The following is a 16,570-nucleotide window of genomic DNA, read 5'->3' as shown; positions in this document are numbered from 1 at the left end:
CTATACCTTAAACCGGTAACCGACTCCCCATATAGTCTCGATATACTGAGGCTTAGCCGTATTAAACTCAATCTTTTCCCTGATCTTCTTAATATGAACGGTAACCGTAGCGATATCGCCAATGGATTCCATATCCCATATTTTATTGAACAATTCTTCTTTCGTAAATACGTGGTTAGGATTCTGTGCCAGGAAAGTTAATAAGTCAAATTCCTTTGTTGTAAAGTTCTTTTCCTCTCCATTGATCCATACCCGTCTGGCGGTCTTATCGACTTTAAGTCCCCGGATCTCAATGATCTCATTGTCCGGCACTCCGCTTCCGATCAGCCTTTCATAACGGGCAAGATGGGCTTTAACACGGGCAACCATCTCACTTGGGCTGAAGGGTTTTGTGATGTAATCATCAGCCCCAAGGCCCAGGCCCCGGATCTTATCGATATCTTCTTTTTTAGCGGAAACCATGATGATCGGGGTGTTTTTTACTTCCCGCACCTTCCTGCATATCTCAAAGCCATCCACTCCCGGCAGCATTAAATCCAGGATCACCAGATCAAAATCCTCATGGAGTGCCATATGAAGTCCTTCTTCTCCGTCATTCTCAATCTCAACCTCAAATCCGCTCAGCTCCAGATAATCCTTCTCCAGCTCTGCAATGCTTTCTTCATCTTCTACTATCAGAATTCTGCTCATTCCTGTATGACCTCCTGGTATTTTCTCAAAACAAAATGTATCTCCGTTCCAATGCCTTCCTTGCTGGTGGCCCAGATCCGGCCTCCATGATCCTCAATGATCTTTTTAACAATGGACAGGCCGATTCCACTTCCGCCCTGGGCGGAATTTCTGGAGGAATCGGTGCGGTAAAACCGGTCAAAAATACTGGGCAGATCCTTTGCCGGAATTCCTTTTCCGTTGTCCTCAATCTCCACCTGGATAAAGTCTCCCACATCCTTGATCCGGATATTGATGATCCCGCTCCTCTTATCCATATATTTCACTGAATTGCTGACAATATTATTAATGACCCGGCGAAGCTGCTCTGCGTCCGCAATGACCATCACATCCTCATCTACATAATTAAAGTATCCCAGCTCAATGCTGCGGTCCTCCATCTCTAAACCAACTTCATCAACGCAATCCCTGAAATAGCCTGCCACGTTGATCTTGGAAAAGGTATAGGGGATTTTATTGGTGTCAATCTTTGAGTAAAAAGTCAATTCATCGATCAGCTTATCCATGTCATTGGCCTTGTTGTAGATGGTACGGATATACCGGTCCAGCTTTTCCGGAGAGGAAGCAACTCCATCCATGATACCCTCCACATATCCTTTAATGGCAGTGATGGGAGTCTTTAAATCATGGGAAATATTGCTGATCAGCTCCTTGTTCTCCTTATCATACTCCACCTTTTCCTCCGCTGATTCCTTAAGGCGGATCCTCATCTCCTCAAAATCCTGGCACAGCTGTCCGATCTCATCGTCATTTTCCACCTCAAGGGAGAAATCCAGATTTCCGTCCCGTATCTTCTTGGTGGCGACTTGAAGACGCCCCAAGGGACTTACCACGGACCGGTATACCCACATCATGAGGATTGCATCGGTAAATACGATGATCATAATAATGGCCGTCAGCATTTCCGCCATCATGACTTTGATCTCAGGAAGGAGGCCGTTCACATTGGAAACAATGAATAAGCTCCCCTTGTCCCCATCGGGATAAAGAAAATCCATCTGCTTTACCAGATGCTGCGTCTCCCCATCCAGATAAATGGCGCCGTCTATGCGTCCGTCTATTTCCTCATATTTAGGAAGCTGGTCATAAAACCCCTGGGTGATATGGCTGTTCCCATCAAAAATAAGGGAATCTTCCTTCCGTACAATCATATAGGCATACTTTGATGCCAGGTTCTCATTAAGCTTTCCCAAATAATCCACATCCTGAAACTGACCGGGATCGCTTTGGAGGATCTGGCTGATTTCATTTTGCTCCGACCGGGTCAGGCGGTTAAATAACTGCAGGGAATTGCTTGACAGAAGATCGACCTGCTCCGTTAAATTATAAGCTTTGCGGAACGCCTTCATCTGGTAATTGCCAAGCCCTGCCACCACTGCAAAGATCAGGATCAGGGGGATCACTGTTATAATCAAAAATGCCACAACAAGACGGGTTCTCAATCTTAATTTCACTATTCTCGTCTCTCCCATGCTCTGAAACTTTATTTATAACGAAAAATTAATATTACATAGGGGTATTATAACACACATGCACATGAGAATTTATAAAACAATTCTAAAATTTAAGGCATTTACGCATGATTTCCGAATTTTACCAGTAAATAAAGACTTACCTAATCCTATTATTCCCTTAAATTGAATCAAAAATGCTGTATCCTTCCTATAGGTAAAAGGATACAGCATACAAAATCATTCATTTTAAGTTTTGTTTATAATTCTTTTGGGTCTATTCCAAAATGATCAAAGAGAATTTTTTCTGCTTCCCCATTCCACAATCCCTTGTGCGCCTTACAGGATTCACTGAGTTTCTTATACAGCGGATCGGTTTTGCCCAGCTCTTCAAAATCTTCAATGGCTGTCAAAGGCATATCAAATTGTGTATAGGCAAGCTTCTTTCCTCCAGGTATGGATGGCAGATTTTTTGTTGCTTCTGCAATGCTGTCAATTCCTCCCACATGAGTTACCATAACCGCCGCTTCTATGGCTCCTTCTGCCGAAAGTTTATTGGCCTCAATCAAATCATCCGTATTACCGCCGGTAGTTCCCATAATGTGAGTACTTGTATAGTGGCAGTTATAAAGATTTATTTCTGCCTTAAACCGGCTGTCCGAAGGACCGGCGAAGAAGTTCATGCAACCGTCAAAGGCCAGAAGCTTATCACCCATCTCTGCAACCTCTTTTACAGGAACATATACAAACACATCATCGTAGCCCTGGCCATCGGTTATAGCCATTAAGCCAGAAACAGGATCATCCATCTTATCTGTATTTACATAAAGAAGTTCGACTCCCCTCTCCTTTGCGGATTCTTCTGAAATCACTTCCCTGGCCCGGGCAATCCGCTCATCGCTGATATCCGTAACTACAATCCTCTTAGGCTTATTCTCAAACTGAAGGCCATAGCTGACCGCTCCAAGCCCCATAGGGCCGCAGCCTCCCATGATCAGGATATTTCCGTCCACTTTAGTCCCCATGGCATGATCATAATTTCTTTTGTTGGTATGGTAGTTGGCATGGAACCCACCTATGATACAGCTCATTGGTTCACCTAAGGATGCCTCAAAAAAGCTATCTCCCGTGTAATCCAGCAAACATCCCAGTTCCATGACCTCGTTTGGCATAATGCAGTATGTACAGGCACCTCCGCAGAATTCATAAGAATATCCCGGCGAATCCAGTTTTCCCATATAATTTAAAGCGGGCTGCAGTGAAAATTTTTGTCCCGGTTGAAACTGATCCTTCCACTTTTTGCCGACTTCCACAATCAGTCCTGAGCATTCATGGCCAACGATCACGGGATTGGTATCTATATTCTGTGGAGCTCTTTTATGCTTTTTGCCTTGTTTTACCAGTTTGTAGGTAGACATGCAGATGCTGTCACTCATGATTTTTACAAGAACCTCATTTTCAGCAATCTGCGGCAGTTCAAACTCCTCTAATCTTAAATCATCTGTGCCATACATTCTTACCGCTTTTGTTTTCATAGTTCCATCCTCCAACCTTATTCATTAAATTTACTTCCGGACTTCCAGCAATTCTACCTTCTGCATCAATTCATCAACCAGACTGCGATGGGGCGGCTTGGTCCCTATGCTGGTAACTGCACCTGCCGAGGCTCCCATGCATAATCTGATGCATGTTTCAAGGGGAAGCTTCTCATTCCAGGCGTAAGCCATGGCCCCCACCAGGGCATCTCCGGCCCCCACGGTTGAATGCGCTTTCACGCGAAGTCCGGGGCACCGGTACCGTTTATCCCCTGTTATAAATAAAGCTCCCATCTGACCAAGGGAAATCGCGACCATATCGGTTCCATGTTCCAGCAGTCTTTCTCCCATGGTAACCAGTTCCTGCTCAGAGGCACGGTAATCCATCTGGTAATAGCGTTCCAGCTCTGAACGGTTAGGCTTTAACATATCCGGTACCGCCTTTAAGGATTCGGCAAACAGCGTGCCGTCTGCATCCAGCAAGACCTTTGCCCCTTTTTGGTGAACTTCTTCCGTGATCCTCCGGTATATATCTGTTGGTATGCCTGCCGGTATGCTTCCTGCCAGTACAAACAAAGTATCAGGGGCTGCATAACCATTCAGCCTTTCCAGAAGATCTTCCAGCTGCTCTTTTGACACCTCAGGTCCGGGTTCATTAAGCTCTGTCACTTCACCATTTTCCTCCACCACCTTCAGATTCGTTCTCGTCTCCCCTTTTACTTCCACGAAATCTGTCTGAATGCCCTGGTCAGCCAGCACATGTCTGATGATGGTACCGCTGGTTCCTCCCACAAAACCCATGGCAATACTTTCTCCGCCTAATTCCTTAATGGTCTTGGAAACATTGATGCCTTTGCCTCCGGCATCCAGCTCCACACGTTTTATCCTGTTTAAATCTCCCCGTTCAAACCGTTCAATATCTACGGTTTTATCAATGGCTGGATTCATAGTGACTGTTACTATCATTGCGGACACCTCTTTCCTGTAAACATGGTAAGGATTTCTTCTGCACTGCATCCGGTGATCCGTTCCACATCTGCCGGATCAGCCAGACACTCTGCGATGATTGAGAGTATTTCCAAATGCTCCTCTCCTGCCCCTGCAATCCCTATGACCAGTTTTACCATTTCTCCTCCCCAGTCTGTTCCCTCAGGGAATACCATAACTGCAATGCCGGAGCGCTTAACCGATTTTTTAGCTGCCTCAACGCCATGGGGAAGTGCAATTCCATTGCCGATATTCGTGGAAAACGTCAGCTCCCGTTGAAGCATGGCTTCTATGTAGGATTCTTCTACACAGCCGCACTGATAAAGCAGCTGCCCTACCTCCCTTATTACCGCCTCCTTTTCCCCTGGTCTGCAATCCAAACGGATATTCCCAAGTTCCAGAAGCTCTGCACTCTTTTCTACATTCTTTTTCCCGTAGCCAAACACGTTTTTTGCCCTCCTGTGTTAACTTTCTATCTAAATTATAGGGGTGTCATCTCCTCCTTTTCAACGAAAACAAAATGGCATTTGGCGCCATCTGATAACGCCAAATCTGAAATCAACATAAAAAGCCGGACCCTTTTGGGCCCGGCTTACACCTTGCGTTTATCTCATATCTTATCCAGATATTGTTTGAAATATTGGTTTAAATACTGGGAAACCAAGGCTCTGATCTCCTCTTTTCCCTCATGTCTCACAGCTTCCAGAAAATCTTCTTCCTCGATCAGCCGCTCGCTTAACACACCCAGAATATCGCTGTTCTCTACCTCATGATCATCCTTTGGCACCAGCATAATTAAGACAACACATACTCCCTTAAAATAAGGGTCGCTGAATGGTTCTCCATCCTTTGTCTGGCACACCGAAAACACCGGCTTTACCACTCCTTCCGTCCTGGCATGAAGCAGGGCAAAGCTTAAGTCCGGATATATCTGGCTGCACAGCCGTTCTCTCCTCATTAAATCTTCTTGAATGATGCTTTGCCGTTCCGGGTAGGCAGCCAGCTTCTCGCTGACAGCGATCAGCAGTTCCTCAAAGGTGATCCCATTATTAACCCGCTGGTATTCCATAAGCCTAATGACATTTTTAATCTGTACGGCTATAAAATTCACCTGGTCTAATTGAATGGTAAACTCTTGGTTATCCTGCTTTTTAGGCATAAACTCACACCGGCGTACCTTTCCGGCGATCTGCTCCATATCCTCAGCAGGAAGCAGGGGGCTTACATACAGGATATCAGCCTCCTCCTTAATGGGTATGGTGGATACAAAGAAATCCGTCTTGCTAAGTACATAAGGAGACAGATCCGTCATTCCATAGACCGACAGCTCCACCCTGTCCGCAAAATCCCTGGCAACCTTGGAAGACATAAGCCGTGAGATTCCGATCCCGCTGGCGCAAACGATCCCTATATTCACCTTTCTCCGGCTTTCCTTCCTGCTTTCCATCCGAACCTCTGCCGCACCGAAATGAATGGCAAGAAACCCGATCTCTGATTCCGGCACTTCATATCCATACCGCCCTTCGATCACCTTGGCAACGGTTCTGCACCGTTCAAATATGACCGGATAATCCTGCTTAATTTGCTCCAGCAAAGGATTCTGGATCTTCATGCCATTGGTTAAGCGGACCAGAGTTGGCTTTAGATGGGCAATCAGGCCCTGAATCACAAATTCCTCATCCTGCTTTAGCAGATAGGCAATGCTGTCGTCATAGCAGTCGATCATCTCATTGACCACATCCCACAGTTCCCTGGATTCCTCTATTTCACTTCTTGACTTCTCATCAATATTCAGCTGCTGGATTTTGGAGCCTTTAATATGCAGGCAAATATAAGCACACTCAATTTCCGGAATCTGAATCTGAAATTCAGCTTCCAGGGATTTGGTGATTCTCTTTGCCAGGTCATAATCCTGATCATTTTGCAAACTATCTGCCATAAGCGGATTTTCCTCAATGATCTCCTGCCTTCGGATCCGGTTCACAGCAATCGCCACATGGATCACCAGTCCAAGGTAGGAATCCTGAGTCAGATTAAGAATGCGTTTATCCCGGATTCTTAAGATGCAGGCTGTCACCCTTTTTACAATATCTTCATCTAAGATCCGGTAAATATTCCTCTCACTTTTATTCTGAATCACATTTAACACAGACTGGTTCCTGTCCTCATACATCTCCTGTATGATCTCCGTATGGATGTTTTCATCAATAAACACGCGCAGGGCACGGCGGAAATCCCGTTCGCTGCCCTCAATAAACACACCATACCCAGGTTTTCTCTTTATCTCAAGATGATACTTGTGAAACCACTCTTTTACCACCTCTAAATCCGAACTGACGGTGGCCTCGCTGACTCCAAATAAATCACTGTAGTAATACAGCTTTTTTAAGGTCTTATCCTTGAGAATCTCCAGGGTCAGACGCTTCTGACGTTCTATCCTGTCTGAAACATCCAGAGCATCATCCTCTTCAAGTTCAGCCTTTAAGGCTTCCATCTGATTCTTATCTCCCTCCAGCCAGATGCCGGTTCCCGTTTTTGAGCAAAAGTTGAGCCCGTATTTCTTTAGCACTCTGGGAATATACTCCAGCTCCCTTTGTACCGTTCTTTTGCTGATATGGATCTGATCAGCAAGCTGCTTTACGGGAGCAGGTCCATCCTCATTAAGAAGAGCCAGGACGATCTGCTGCATCCTGGGTGTAAAATCATTACCTGCCATCTTCTCCACCTCCCATTAACCAGTTCAGGAGTTCCTTATAACCAGACATATCCGTGAGATTATTGACTGTAAAGCATGGTTTATCAATTCCTGACAGGGAACGGGCAAAATCCTTCTGACATACAATCACATCCGCGTCAGGCGGAATGCGGTCAGCCGATACATGAAACACTTCAATACCTGTTAAGCCTTCCAGCTTCAGCCTTTTCTTAAACAGCGCGCTGGCCATGGCACTGGAGCCCATGCCAACATCGCAAACAAAATAGATTTTGGCATGTTCCATTTTCTTCATTGGCATCCCTTCATCTTTCTGTAATTTTTCTTCATCAGCAAGTACTTTTTGTTTCTTTCCTGACATAATCAGGCAGGACAGGAGACAAGTCACCCCGGCAGATACAAAAATCCCCGTAAGGATTCCCAGCCAATGCTTTTTGTCTGCCATAATCATGATCGTGATGATACTCCCGGGAGAAGCCGGTCCCAGAAGCCCGCTGCCAGTGACCATGAAACAGTAATTTCCTGCAATACTGCCTGCTATGGCAGCAGCCAATAATCGGATATCTGACAGTACATAGGGAAAGTAAACCTCATGGATGCCGCCCAGGGACTGAATAATAAGGCTGGAAAGCATTTGCTTTCTCATATTCCGGTAAACCAGGGTATAGGCAAGGAGAATTCCAAATCCCGGACCCGGATTGGTCTCTAAGAGAAATAAAATGGAACTTCCTTGTGTTTTCATCTGCTCTAAACCCAGGGGGAGGAAAAAGCCGTGGTTGATCCAGTTATTAAAGAAAATGATTTTTAATGGTTCTACCACGAAGCTGATGAAAGGGATGACTCCCTTTTCGATCATTAGTGATAAACCGTTTCCCAGAAAGGTGAGCAGCCATGCGGCCACCGGTACAAGCATGTAATGGGTGAGCGCTCCGGCTAATAAACCAAGACCTGATATATATAGGTTGCTAAAGAGCATCTCAAACCCGGCCGGAATCCGGTGCTTGATCCGATCCAGACCCTTCCGGGATAAAAAACCGGCAATGCTGCCTGCGATGGCAGACAAAATCATGGCAGAAGCAGGTTCTGCCATGACAACAGCAGAAGCGGCAAGGGTGCCGGCTAAACCGCCGACATCCCCGCCGCACATCGTGCCTGCTTTGTATCCCATAAATACCGGAATCACCAGAAAAGACAAAATATTGGACATTTCAGGCAGGTATCTATTATGGAATATCACTGCCGATAAGACAGACAGCAGCCCCGCTGTCACAAACAAAGGTATGCACTCGGCAATTACTCTGCTGTAATACTTCAGTATTCTCCCCGCAAATTTCATTTATATAATTCCCCTTTTGAATCCGTATACATTATTGTACCGTAGGTCCGCAGTGCAGCTGGTAAAGCCTGCGGTTTTACCAGCTCACGGGCATTCGCCCTATGAAATAAGGCAGGGATAAAATTTCTTATGTGCAAGCACAACGAAATTTTATCCCTGTCTTATTTCGCACTGCTCATTGCTTTCGTGTACATTATACCATGATTCACAATCGGATACCAGGAAGGCTGTTTATTTCATCTTATAAATCTATTTGTTTATTTTTTAACGTTTCCACCAGTTCATCATATTCCGGTGCCGCCATAAAATTAGTGATTAAGATCAGTTCTGCCTCAGGATTGCTGCGGGATGCGCGCTCCTTGAGTTCTTTATGAGTCACCACAATCTGGGCATCCTTGGGAATGGAAGACACGGGTGAATGAACCACCTCAATATCCCCGAATCCTGCTGCCGCCAGTTTTTTCTTCAATATGGTAGCGCCCATAGCGCTGGAACCCATACCTGCATCACAGGCAAACACGATTTTTTTGACGGTTCCTGCTGGTATCATTTTCTTTTCTGCGGTCTGATTTCCCTTAGACTCCTGCTTCATTTGTTTTACTTTTTCCGTTGACTCTTCCAAATCCCCGCCTTTTCCTGTAAACCGCAGTAAGGGAAGGGCTACAAGGAAGGAAACTACCGTCGCCACCGTAACACCTGCTAAAACTCCAAAATATCCGCCTCTTGGTGTCATTGCAAGAACAGCAAGGATACTTCCAGGAGATGCGGGTGAGGTGAGTCCAACCCCAAGGAGCTGGAATACGAAGATTCCGCTGGCTCCGCCTGATACCACCGCCAGTAGTAAAAGGGGATTCATCAGTATGTATGGGAAATAAATCTCATGGATTCCGCCTAAAAAGTGAATGATAATTGCGCCAGGCGCAGAGCTCCTAGCCGATCCTTTTCCAGCAAGGCAGTAAGCCAGTAAAACACCAAGTCCCGGACCCGGATTCGCCTCCAGAAGAAAGAATATAGACTTCCCGATTTCCTCTACCTGCTGGATTCCCAGAGGAGAAAGGATACCATGATTGATGGCATTGTTTAAGAACAGGATCTTGGCTGGTTCAATAAAAATGCTTGCCAGAGGAAGCAGCTTACGGTCCACAAAGAATCCAACTCCTGACTCCATCACCCGGTTCATCACCTCAACAAAAGGCACAACTCCCTTTAAAGCAATAGCCGTCAGGATGGCACCGATGATGCCGAGGGAAAAGTTATTTACTAACATCTCAAATCCGGCGGGGATCTTGCTCTCGATCTTGCGGTCAAATTGCTTAATCACCCAGGCGCTGATTGGTCCCACGATCATCGCCCCGATAAACATGGGAACTCCAGAACCAACAATCACGCCCATGGCTGAAATAGCGCCGATAACGCCGCCCCGCTGTCCGTAAACTACCGAACCGCCCGTATAAGCGATCAAAAGCGGCAGCAGCATGGATGCCATAGGGGAGACCAGGGCACCAATTGCTTCATTTGGATACCAGCCGGTCGGAATAAACAATGCCGTAATCAGACCCCATGCAATAAATGCACCGATGTTCGGCATTACCATACCGCTTAAAAAGCGGCCAAATACTTGTACCTTCTCTTTCATATTACATACCCTCACTTAATTATATAGTATTTACTGTATGATCCGTGTAAGGTATGATTGGCCAATCAAATCCTTTCGATAGCCTTATTATAATCAATGTCAACTTCAGATTTCAACAGGAAGAAACAAGGATTTGGCGCTAGTTTTAGTGCCAAACCCTAAAAAGCCGGAATCCCCTGTCCCATTGTTTCCTCAGATTCCCTGCAATCAGCGGAAAGCATTGCCCTGAGAATCAGTCTGACTTTATGTACCAGTATATAAAAAGATGCCGCTAGGCAGCTATAAACCAGCTGATTTTGCGGCATCCTTCTTATACATGAAGATTATAAATATTCTTTTAAGAGTGAAACCTTGTCAAGCTTCTCCCATGGCAGATCTAAATCATTTCTTCCAAAATGTCCGTAAGCCGCAGTCTGCTTGTAAATCGGACGGCGTAAATCCAGCATCTTGATGATTCCTGCAGGACGAAGGTCAAAGTTTTCCCTGATGATCTCCACAAGCTTTTCATTGCTTAATTTTCCGGTTCCAAAAGTATCCACCATAACGGAAGTGGGGTGTGCCACACCGATGGCATAGGAAAGCTGGATCTCACACTTGTCAGCGAGCCCTGCTGCTACAATGTTCTTTGCGACATAACGTGCCGCATAAGCAGCGGAACGGTCAACCTTTGTGCAGTCCTTACCGGAGAATGCTCCGCCGCCGTGGCGTGCATAACCGCCATAGGTATCTACGATGATCTTACGGCCGGTTAAGCCGCTGTCTCCGTGAGGTCCCCCGATTACAAAGCGTCCGGTAGGGTTAATGAAGAAATTGGTCTTCTCATCCACCAGCTCTGCAGGCAGAACTTCATCAAATACATACTTTTTAATATCCACGTGGATCTGTTCCTGGCTCACGTTTTCATCATGCTGAGTGGACAAAACCACCGCATCTAAGCGGAGGGGCTTGCCGTTCTCATCGTATTCCACGGTTACCTGGGTCTTACCGTCGGGACGGAGATAAGTAAGGGTTCCATCCTTACGGACCTTTGTAAGCTGAAGGGCCAGCTTATGGGCAAGGGCGATGGGGTATGGCATATACTCTTCGGTTTCATTGCTGGCAAAACCAAACATCATACCCTGGTCTCCTGCTCCGATGGCGTCGATCTCTTCGTCAGACATCTTGTGTTCCTTTGCTTCCAGGGCCCGGTCAACACCTAATGCAATGTCAGCGGACTGCTCGTCCAAAGCAACGATCACGCCGCAGGTATCGCAGTCAAACCCGTATTTTGCACGGTCATAGCCGATTTCCCTTACGGTCTCCCGTACCACCTTCTGAATGTCTACATAGGCATGAGTCGTTATTTCTCCCATAACCATAACAAGACCTGTGGTACAGCAAGTTTCACAAGCCACACGGCTCATAGGATCCTGCTTTAACATCTCATCCAGAATCGAATCAGAGATCTGGTCACACATTTTATCCGGATGTCCTTCTGTAACGGATTCTGATGTAAATAATAATTTTTCCATGTTGTCATTTCCTCCTTGATATCACATGGGGGAATAACAAAAAGAAAAGTCCGCAGCAATGCGGACTTGATTCAACAATGTATCAAATCCTCTTATTGCTCGATTTCTCGCTCAGGTTGGCACCTTCCAACCGCGTCTTTCTGGCTAATGCCATCATTTCCGGTAGGGGTTGCCGTGACTTCACAGATCCTTTGTATCTCCATCACTCTGAATAAGGGATATTACGTACTTCTCATTTGTTATTCAATTGTAAGCTGTTTTATTGCATGTACATTTTAACGTATTTAAAAACGGCTGTCAAGGGAATTCTATCAGGACACACCCCACCACTTAATCCTCCAGGCTCCGTCTGGCCTGTGCCAATGCACCTTTGCCGTCAACTATTCCATAAACCTGCATGTCTATTGCTTCAATTATTTTTTCAGGATATTCCTTTTTCAGCTTATTGGACATATATCTGACCTGCGGCCCTAATAAAACAATATCGGCTTCAGGAATCACCTCTGGTGCATCTGCTATGGGATATGCATTTATTTCACACTCATAGTTATCTGTTTTTGCAGCATCCCTCATATGTAATACCAGCAAGCTCGTTGACATTCCTGCCGAACATATTAAAACGATCTTTTTCATATTCCTACCTGCCTCTCTTTTATCTCTCTGCACTATATTTCTTTACTCATTATCAATTAACGCACCATGCATGTATGCTTTTACAAATCCATGGCTTCCTGCTTCAATTGCCCTTATGGTTCCCATCGAATGATAATAATCATAATATGGAACATCATTGATCTTACCTCTAAAGATTTTATAGTTCTGTAATCCTTCAAACCAGGTTTTCATCTCTTGTTCACTCATGCTTACATATACAGTGGGGGTAAATCCAATCAGATCTTCACAATTCTCTCCATAGTAAATCTGTATGGGATTTCCCTCATTATGAAGGATTCTTACCGCCTGTGTTACTGCCTCATATGTATAATAATGTCTGGGGTGCAATGTTCCACGTGCATGAGTTATAACACAGTCAGCTTTTTCCCTTCTCAGATATTCCAGGATTACATTGGTAAACACTTCTACATCCGGCAATTCCGCTGAAATATAATTCATGCTAAAGCTGTTGCACCCCATGGTTGCAGCCGCATGTTCGATCTCATCGTTTAAAGCAGTCTCATATGCCTGTTTCTCTTCCTCAGTTGCTGTTAAATCTGTAAGACGTCCTTTGGTCACATGGACGAATGTACCGTCAGCTCCCTGTTCCGCATATTTTATCAGCATCGGTCCACCCATAAGTTCTGCATCCAATGGGTGAGCGCCAATGGATACGATTCTATTATATTTAGCCATTTCAATCTTCCTCCTATATGCTTTTCCGGTAGAGCTGATATGTTCTGTAAACACTCATTCCATGCCGTTCATAGAATCTAATTGCATCACCGTGAGTCCATAAAAAATATGCATAATAAATACCTCTTTTCTGCATTTCCCTCATCTGTAAATCAAATAAAATTCCTCCAATTCCTTTAGAACGAACAGACTCTTTTACTCCAATAGGACCAAATCTCGCATCATTACCGTCAATCTTGCGCATACAATATCCAATTACATGATTTTCCTTATCCTCTGCAATTAAAATGGTACCCTCTGCTTCTCCATCACGAATCGCCTGTAAAATATTTCTTACCCAGCCGGCATCAAATTCTTGTTTTACAAATGCTAATAATTTTTCCATATAGGAAAGTGAATATGTATGAAACCTTATTCCTTCTTCCTTTAGATGCTCGATCATTTCCAGAGTTTTCTGCGGCATATGATAAGTAAATAAGTCTTTTTTCATACTCACAGCCTCCATTCCTCTCACATAGCCGTTTTGTTCAAAGAAAAGCAACGCTTTTTTATATTTTAAATCCACACCGGGAGTAAAATAATTTGGACTGTAAGCACACAGAGTAATTTCTTTTACCTGCTCTTTTATAAGTTTCTTTTCCACTTCTTTTAACAATGCTTTTCCATATCCTCTGCCCTGATACTCTGCCCTGACATACATAATGCTGATCCAGCCTCTATCTTCCTCTAAGCCTCGGGTTAAATATGGATATTGTCTTTTAATACCAAAGCAAAATCCTGCAACCTTCTCCTCTGCCAACAAAACAAGTGCCAAATCAGGATCAAAATTTTCGTCCATTAAAACCTGCTGTAAAAATCTTTCTTTACTAATAGGATCAAAAACCAGTGTCTCATTCCAGCCAATAATAAGCTGTTCCATATATTCCTGTCTGTATGATACGATTCGGTATTCTTCCATCATTTCTTCCTTTCCAGTTCCATTTCGTATTGTTGCTCTTCTATTAAAGCCTGTTTTTCCATTACTTTGAAAAAGGGCAGAAACATAAAGAAAATAATCACAAAATTTATTAAGGTGATAATCGGAGCTACTATATTGAATCCACTGCCAATAAAGGATGCCAGCGGAGCAGGCATAGTCCATACTGTCATTGCAACAACAGGGGGAGTGATGCCTAATATTCCAAGGATCGCATTAAATATGTAAAGCACTGCGAAACCAAGTACCCAAGGAACAAACATAAGCGGATTTAACACAATAGGCAGGCCGTACATAACTGGTTCTGCAATATTGAAAATAGTTCCAGGAAGAGATAACTTTCCTAATACTTTAAAGCGTTTTACTTTACTCATGGTACAAAGAAGTGCGACCGGAAATAAGGAACATCTTACATAAAAATTAATCCATTGTTCCGTAAACATATATGGTATCTTCTGATGTGCCGCAAATGCATTAATATTATCAGTTATCATAGTAGCCCAGATCGGCTGCATAACAGATGAAACAATGTTTGACCCATGTAATCCCACAAACCAGAGCAGTCTATCCAACATAAATCCTATCCCCTGTGCAACAGGTCCGCTTCCACCTACTACCAGATATGCCGTCCCCTGATTCAGCATACTTAAAAAATCAAACTCTCCTATGCCCTGTCCAATGAAAGTACACAATATAATAACCGCACAAACCGGAATCATACTGGTAAAAGCCGACGCTATCATTGGCGGTACTGCTTCCGGCATCTTAATCGTGATCTTTCTTCCAATCAGAAATCTATATATTTCTACCGCAAAAATACTAATCAATAATCCTCCAAATAAACTAGGTGATCCCAGTATATATACCGGCCAGTCAAATTCAGCACTGAGCTGCGAAAAATCAATAAAGCAAAGGAATGCGATCATAGCTACAACTGCCGATGCTACCGCAGTAACATTGGAATCTTTCCTGTTATAATAATCACCAAGGAAATATCCATTCAACAAAGCTGCAACCATCGCTAATAAATTAATTGTCACAAAAACAATCTGAAGCAGCCATGGTCTGCATGGAGCAGTCACACTGTCAATGGCTTTTGCAACTCCAAGCATATTTAACCCGGTTTCCTCAGCAAATAATCCGCTTAGATTTAAAATAAGAGTTATAGTCGCACCTAAAACCATATACGGCATTAATGTTATAAACGTCCTCTGTAATGCTTCCAGATACCGTACCTGTGACAGACTTAACAGGGGTGGTGCAATTTTTTGTTCAATAAAATCCGTACTTCTTTCCAATACTGTTTTTTTTGCCTGTGCTTCCATAATAGTATACCTTCCCCTTTCTAACCTCGCTCTTTATTCTGTTTTTCACATTATACATTAATCTTCTCATTATTTCAATAATTTTCTCATTTATTTTGGGAAATTTACCACTTTTGTTTTTATATTAGTTATGTTATAATTTTTACAATCAAAAATACTTGTTATAATTTATGGAGAAATTATATGAATCCTATGGAATTGATCAATCTGCATGAATCAGAATTTACGAAATCAGATGAGAAAATAAAAATATTTGTCATTAATAATCCGGATTATATTTCAGCCTACCCTATTATTAATGTTGCCGCAAAAGCAGGTGTTTCGAAATCTGCCTTGCTGCGTTTTTGTCAGAAACTGGGCTACGACGGATATTCTGAATTTAAATACGAGGTTTCCAAGTATCTCCAGTCCGGTAGATTTAAAAATCCAACAGTTGTTAAATCCAATATGGATATCATAGAAAATTATTTAAGCTGCATACAAAAACTTCCGGACTATATAAGTGAAGACAGCCTTATTTCTCTCGGTAAATATATTCTGGGTTCTTCCCATATACGAATATTCGGTCTCCATGAAAGCGGTCTTTCTGCCACGTATTTTTCCTATCGTCTTGCATCATTGGGAATTGATTCTGAAGCAATAATCCATGGAGGTATCTTTAGTGAAAAAGCCTCTTTTTCTGTTGCTTCTGACTTCCATATTTTTATATCGGTATCGGGTACTACTGATTGTATCACTGCAGCCGCAAAAACTTCTTTTGACCGCTGTACTCCCTGTGCAATTATCACACAAAACAGCAAGGCTAAATATTCCAATAAATATGACTGCTTTATTTCTATCCCATCTTTAAATTTGGATAAAAATCAGTTGTTCCTGGATTCACAGGCTATTTTACTCATTACGATCGACCTGATTATTAATAAGTTATCAAAACTACTCTGACCTGTTTACTTACATTATAAATATCACCTCCCAAGCAGGTTATCTTGGTTCAGGCGGTTATAACTATATTTCCTATTCG

General features: G+C 43.6%; 14 protein-coding genes and 1 riboswitch. Of the genes, 1 reads left to right on the top strand and 13 read right to left on the bottom strand.

The genetic code is table 11. From position 1 onward, the window contains the following. From AC27IJ_RS23610 to AC27IJ_RS23550, 13 genes are all read right to left on the bottom strand, one after another. On the bottom strand, positions 1–690 hold the full coding sequence (locus AC27IJ_RS23610; protein WP_312441143.1) for a response regulator transcription factor: 690 nt from the start codon (positions 688–690) through the stop codon (positions 1–3). Next, positions 687–2,201, bottom strand: a complete 1,515-nt coding sequence (locus AC27IJ_RS23605) for a sensor histidine kinase (RefSeq protein ID WP_312441142.1) — start codon at positions 2,199–2,201, stop codon at positions 687–689. Before AC27IJ_RS23605 ends, AC27IJ_RS23610 begins: the two co-directional genes overlap by 4 nt. Before the next feature lie 239 nt (positions 2,202–2,440). After that, complete coding sequence (locus AC27IJ_RS23600) at positions 2,441–3,715, bottom strand: zinc-binding dehydrogenase (RefSeq protein ID WP_313152145.1); 1,275 nt, start codon at positions 3,713–3,715, stop codon at positions 2,441–2,443. A 30-nt stretch (positions 3,716–3,745) separates the two neighbouring features. Further along, a complete protein-coding gene (pfkB, locus tag AC27IJ_RS23595) occupies positions 3,746–4,681 on the bottom strand; it encodes a 1-phosphofructokinase (RefSeq protein WP_313260448.1) in 936 nt (311 codons plus the stop codon). Next, complete coding sequence (locus AC27IJ_RS23590) at positions 4,678–5,148, bottom strand: PTS mannitol transporter subunit IIA (RefSeq protein ID WP_312502661.1); 471 nt, start codon at positions 5,146–5,148, stop codon at positions 4,678–4,680. Before AC27IJ_RS23590 ends, pfkB begins: the two co-directional genes overlap by 4 nt. 164 nt (positions 5,149–5,312) lie before the next feature. Beyond that, positions 5,313–7,418, bottom strand: a complete 2,106-nt coding sequence (locus AC27IJ_RS23585) for a BglG family transcription antiterminator (RefSeq protein WP_312441138.1) — start codon at positions 7,416–7,418, stop codon at positions 5,313–5,315. After that, positions 7,408–8,751, bottom strand: a complete 1,344-nt coding sequence (locus AC27IJ_RS23580) for a PTS sugar transporter subunit IIBC family protein (RefSeq protein ID WP_312441137.1) — start codon at positions 8,749–8,751, stop codon at positions 7,408–7,410. The genes AC27IJ_RS23585 and AC27IJ_RS23580 overlap by 11 nt, the downstream gene beginning before the upstream one ends. Before the next feature lie 241 nt (positions 8,752–8,992). Then, entirely contained in the window at positions 8,993–10,387 is a 1,395-nt protein-coding gene (locus AC27IJ_RS23575; RefSeq protein WP_312441136.1) for a PTS mannitol transporter subunit IIBC, read from the bottom strand. A gap of 323 nt (positions 10,388–10,710) precedes the next feature. Continuing rightward, positions 10,711–11,898 carry a methionine adenosyltransferase gene (gene metK, locus AC27IJ_RS23570; protein WP_312441135.1) on the bottom strand — a complete coding sequence of 396 codons (1,188 nt, stop codon included), beginning with the start codon at positions 11,896–11,898 and terminating at the stop codon, positions 10,711–10,713. 89 nt (positions 11,899–11,987) lie between these two features. Further along, a riboswitch (SAM riboswitch) is annotated at positions 11,988–12,116 on the bottom strand. A 112-nt stretch (positions 12,117–12,228) separates the two neighbouring features. Next, positions 12,229–12,531, bottom strand: coding sequence for a PTS sugar transporter subunit IIB (locus tag AC27IJ_RS23565; RefSeq protein ID WP_312441134.1), 303 nt, complete (start codon positions 12,529–12,531; stop codon positions 12,229–12,231). A 42-nt stretch (positions 12,532–12,573) separates the two neighbouring features. After that, positions 12,574–13,248, bottom strand: coding sequence for a PIG-L deacetylase family protein (locus tag AC27IJ_RS23560; RefSeq protein WP_312502664.1), 675 nt, complete (start codon positions 13,246–13,248; stop codon positions 12,574–12,576). A gap of 13 nt (positions 13,249–13,261) precedes the next feature. Then, positions 13,262–14,206 carry a GNAT family N-acetyltransferase gene (locus tag AC27IJ_RS23555; protein ID WP_312441131.1) on the bottom strand — a complete coding sequence of 315 codons (945 nt, stop codon included), beginning with the start codon at positions 14,204–14,206 and terminating at the stop codon, positions 13,262–13,264. After that, on the bottom strand, positions 14,206–15,549 hold the full coding sequence (locus AC27IJ_RS23550) for a PTS sugar transporter subunit IIC (RefSeq protein WP_487151011.1): 1,344 nt from the start codon (positions 15,547–15,549) through the stop codon (positions 14,206–14,208). The genes AC27IJ_RS23555 and AC27IJ_RS23550 overlap by 1 nt, the downstream gene beginning before the upstream one ends. A 183-nt stretch (positions 15,550–15,732) precedes the next feature. Between AC27IJ_RS23550 and AC27IJ_RS23545 the strand changes: the two genes are divergently transcribed. Next, positions 15,733–16,491, top strand: coding sequence for a MurR/RpiR family transcriptional regulator (locus tag AC27IJ_RS23545; protein WP_312502669.1), 759 nt, complete (start codon positions 15,733–15,735; stop codon positions 16,489–16,491). The last annotated feature ends 79 nt before the right edge of the window (positions 16,492–16,570 follow it).

The sequence above is a fragment of the Lacrimispora sp. YZC11 genome (genome assembly GCF_057543815.1).
The sequence above is the reverse complement of the archived record's forward strand: the minus strand, read 5'-3'. Positions and strand labels throughout refer to the sequence as shown.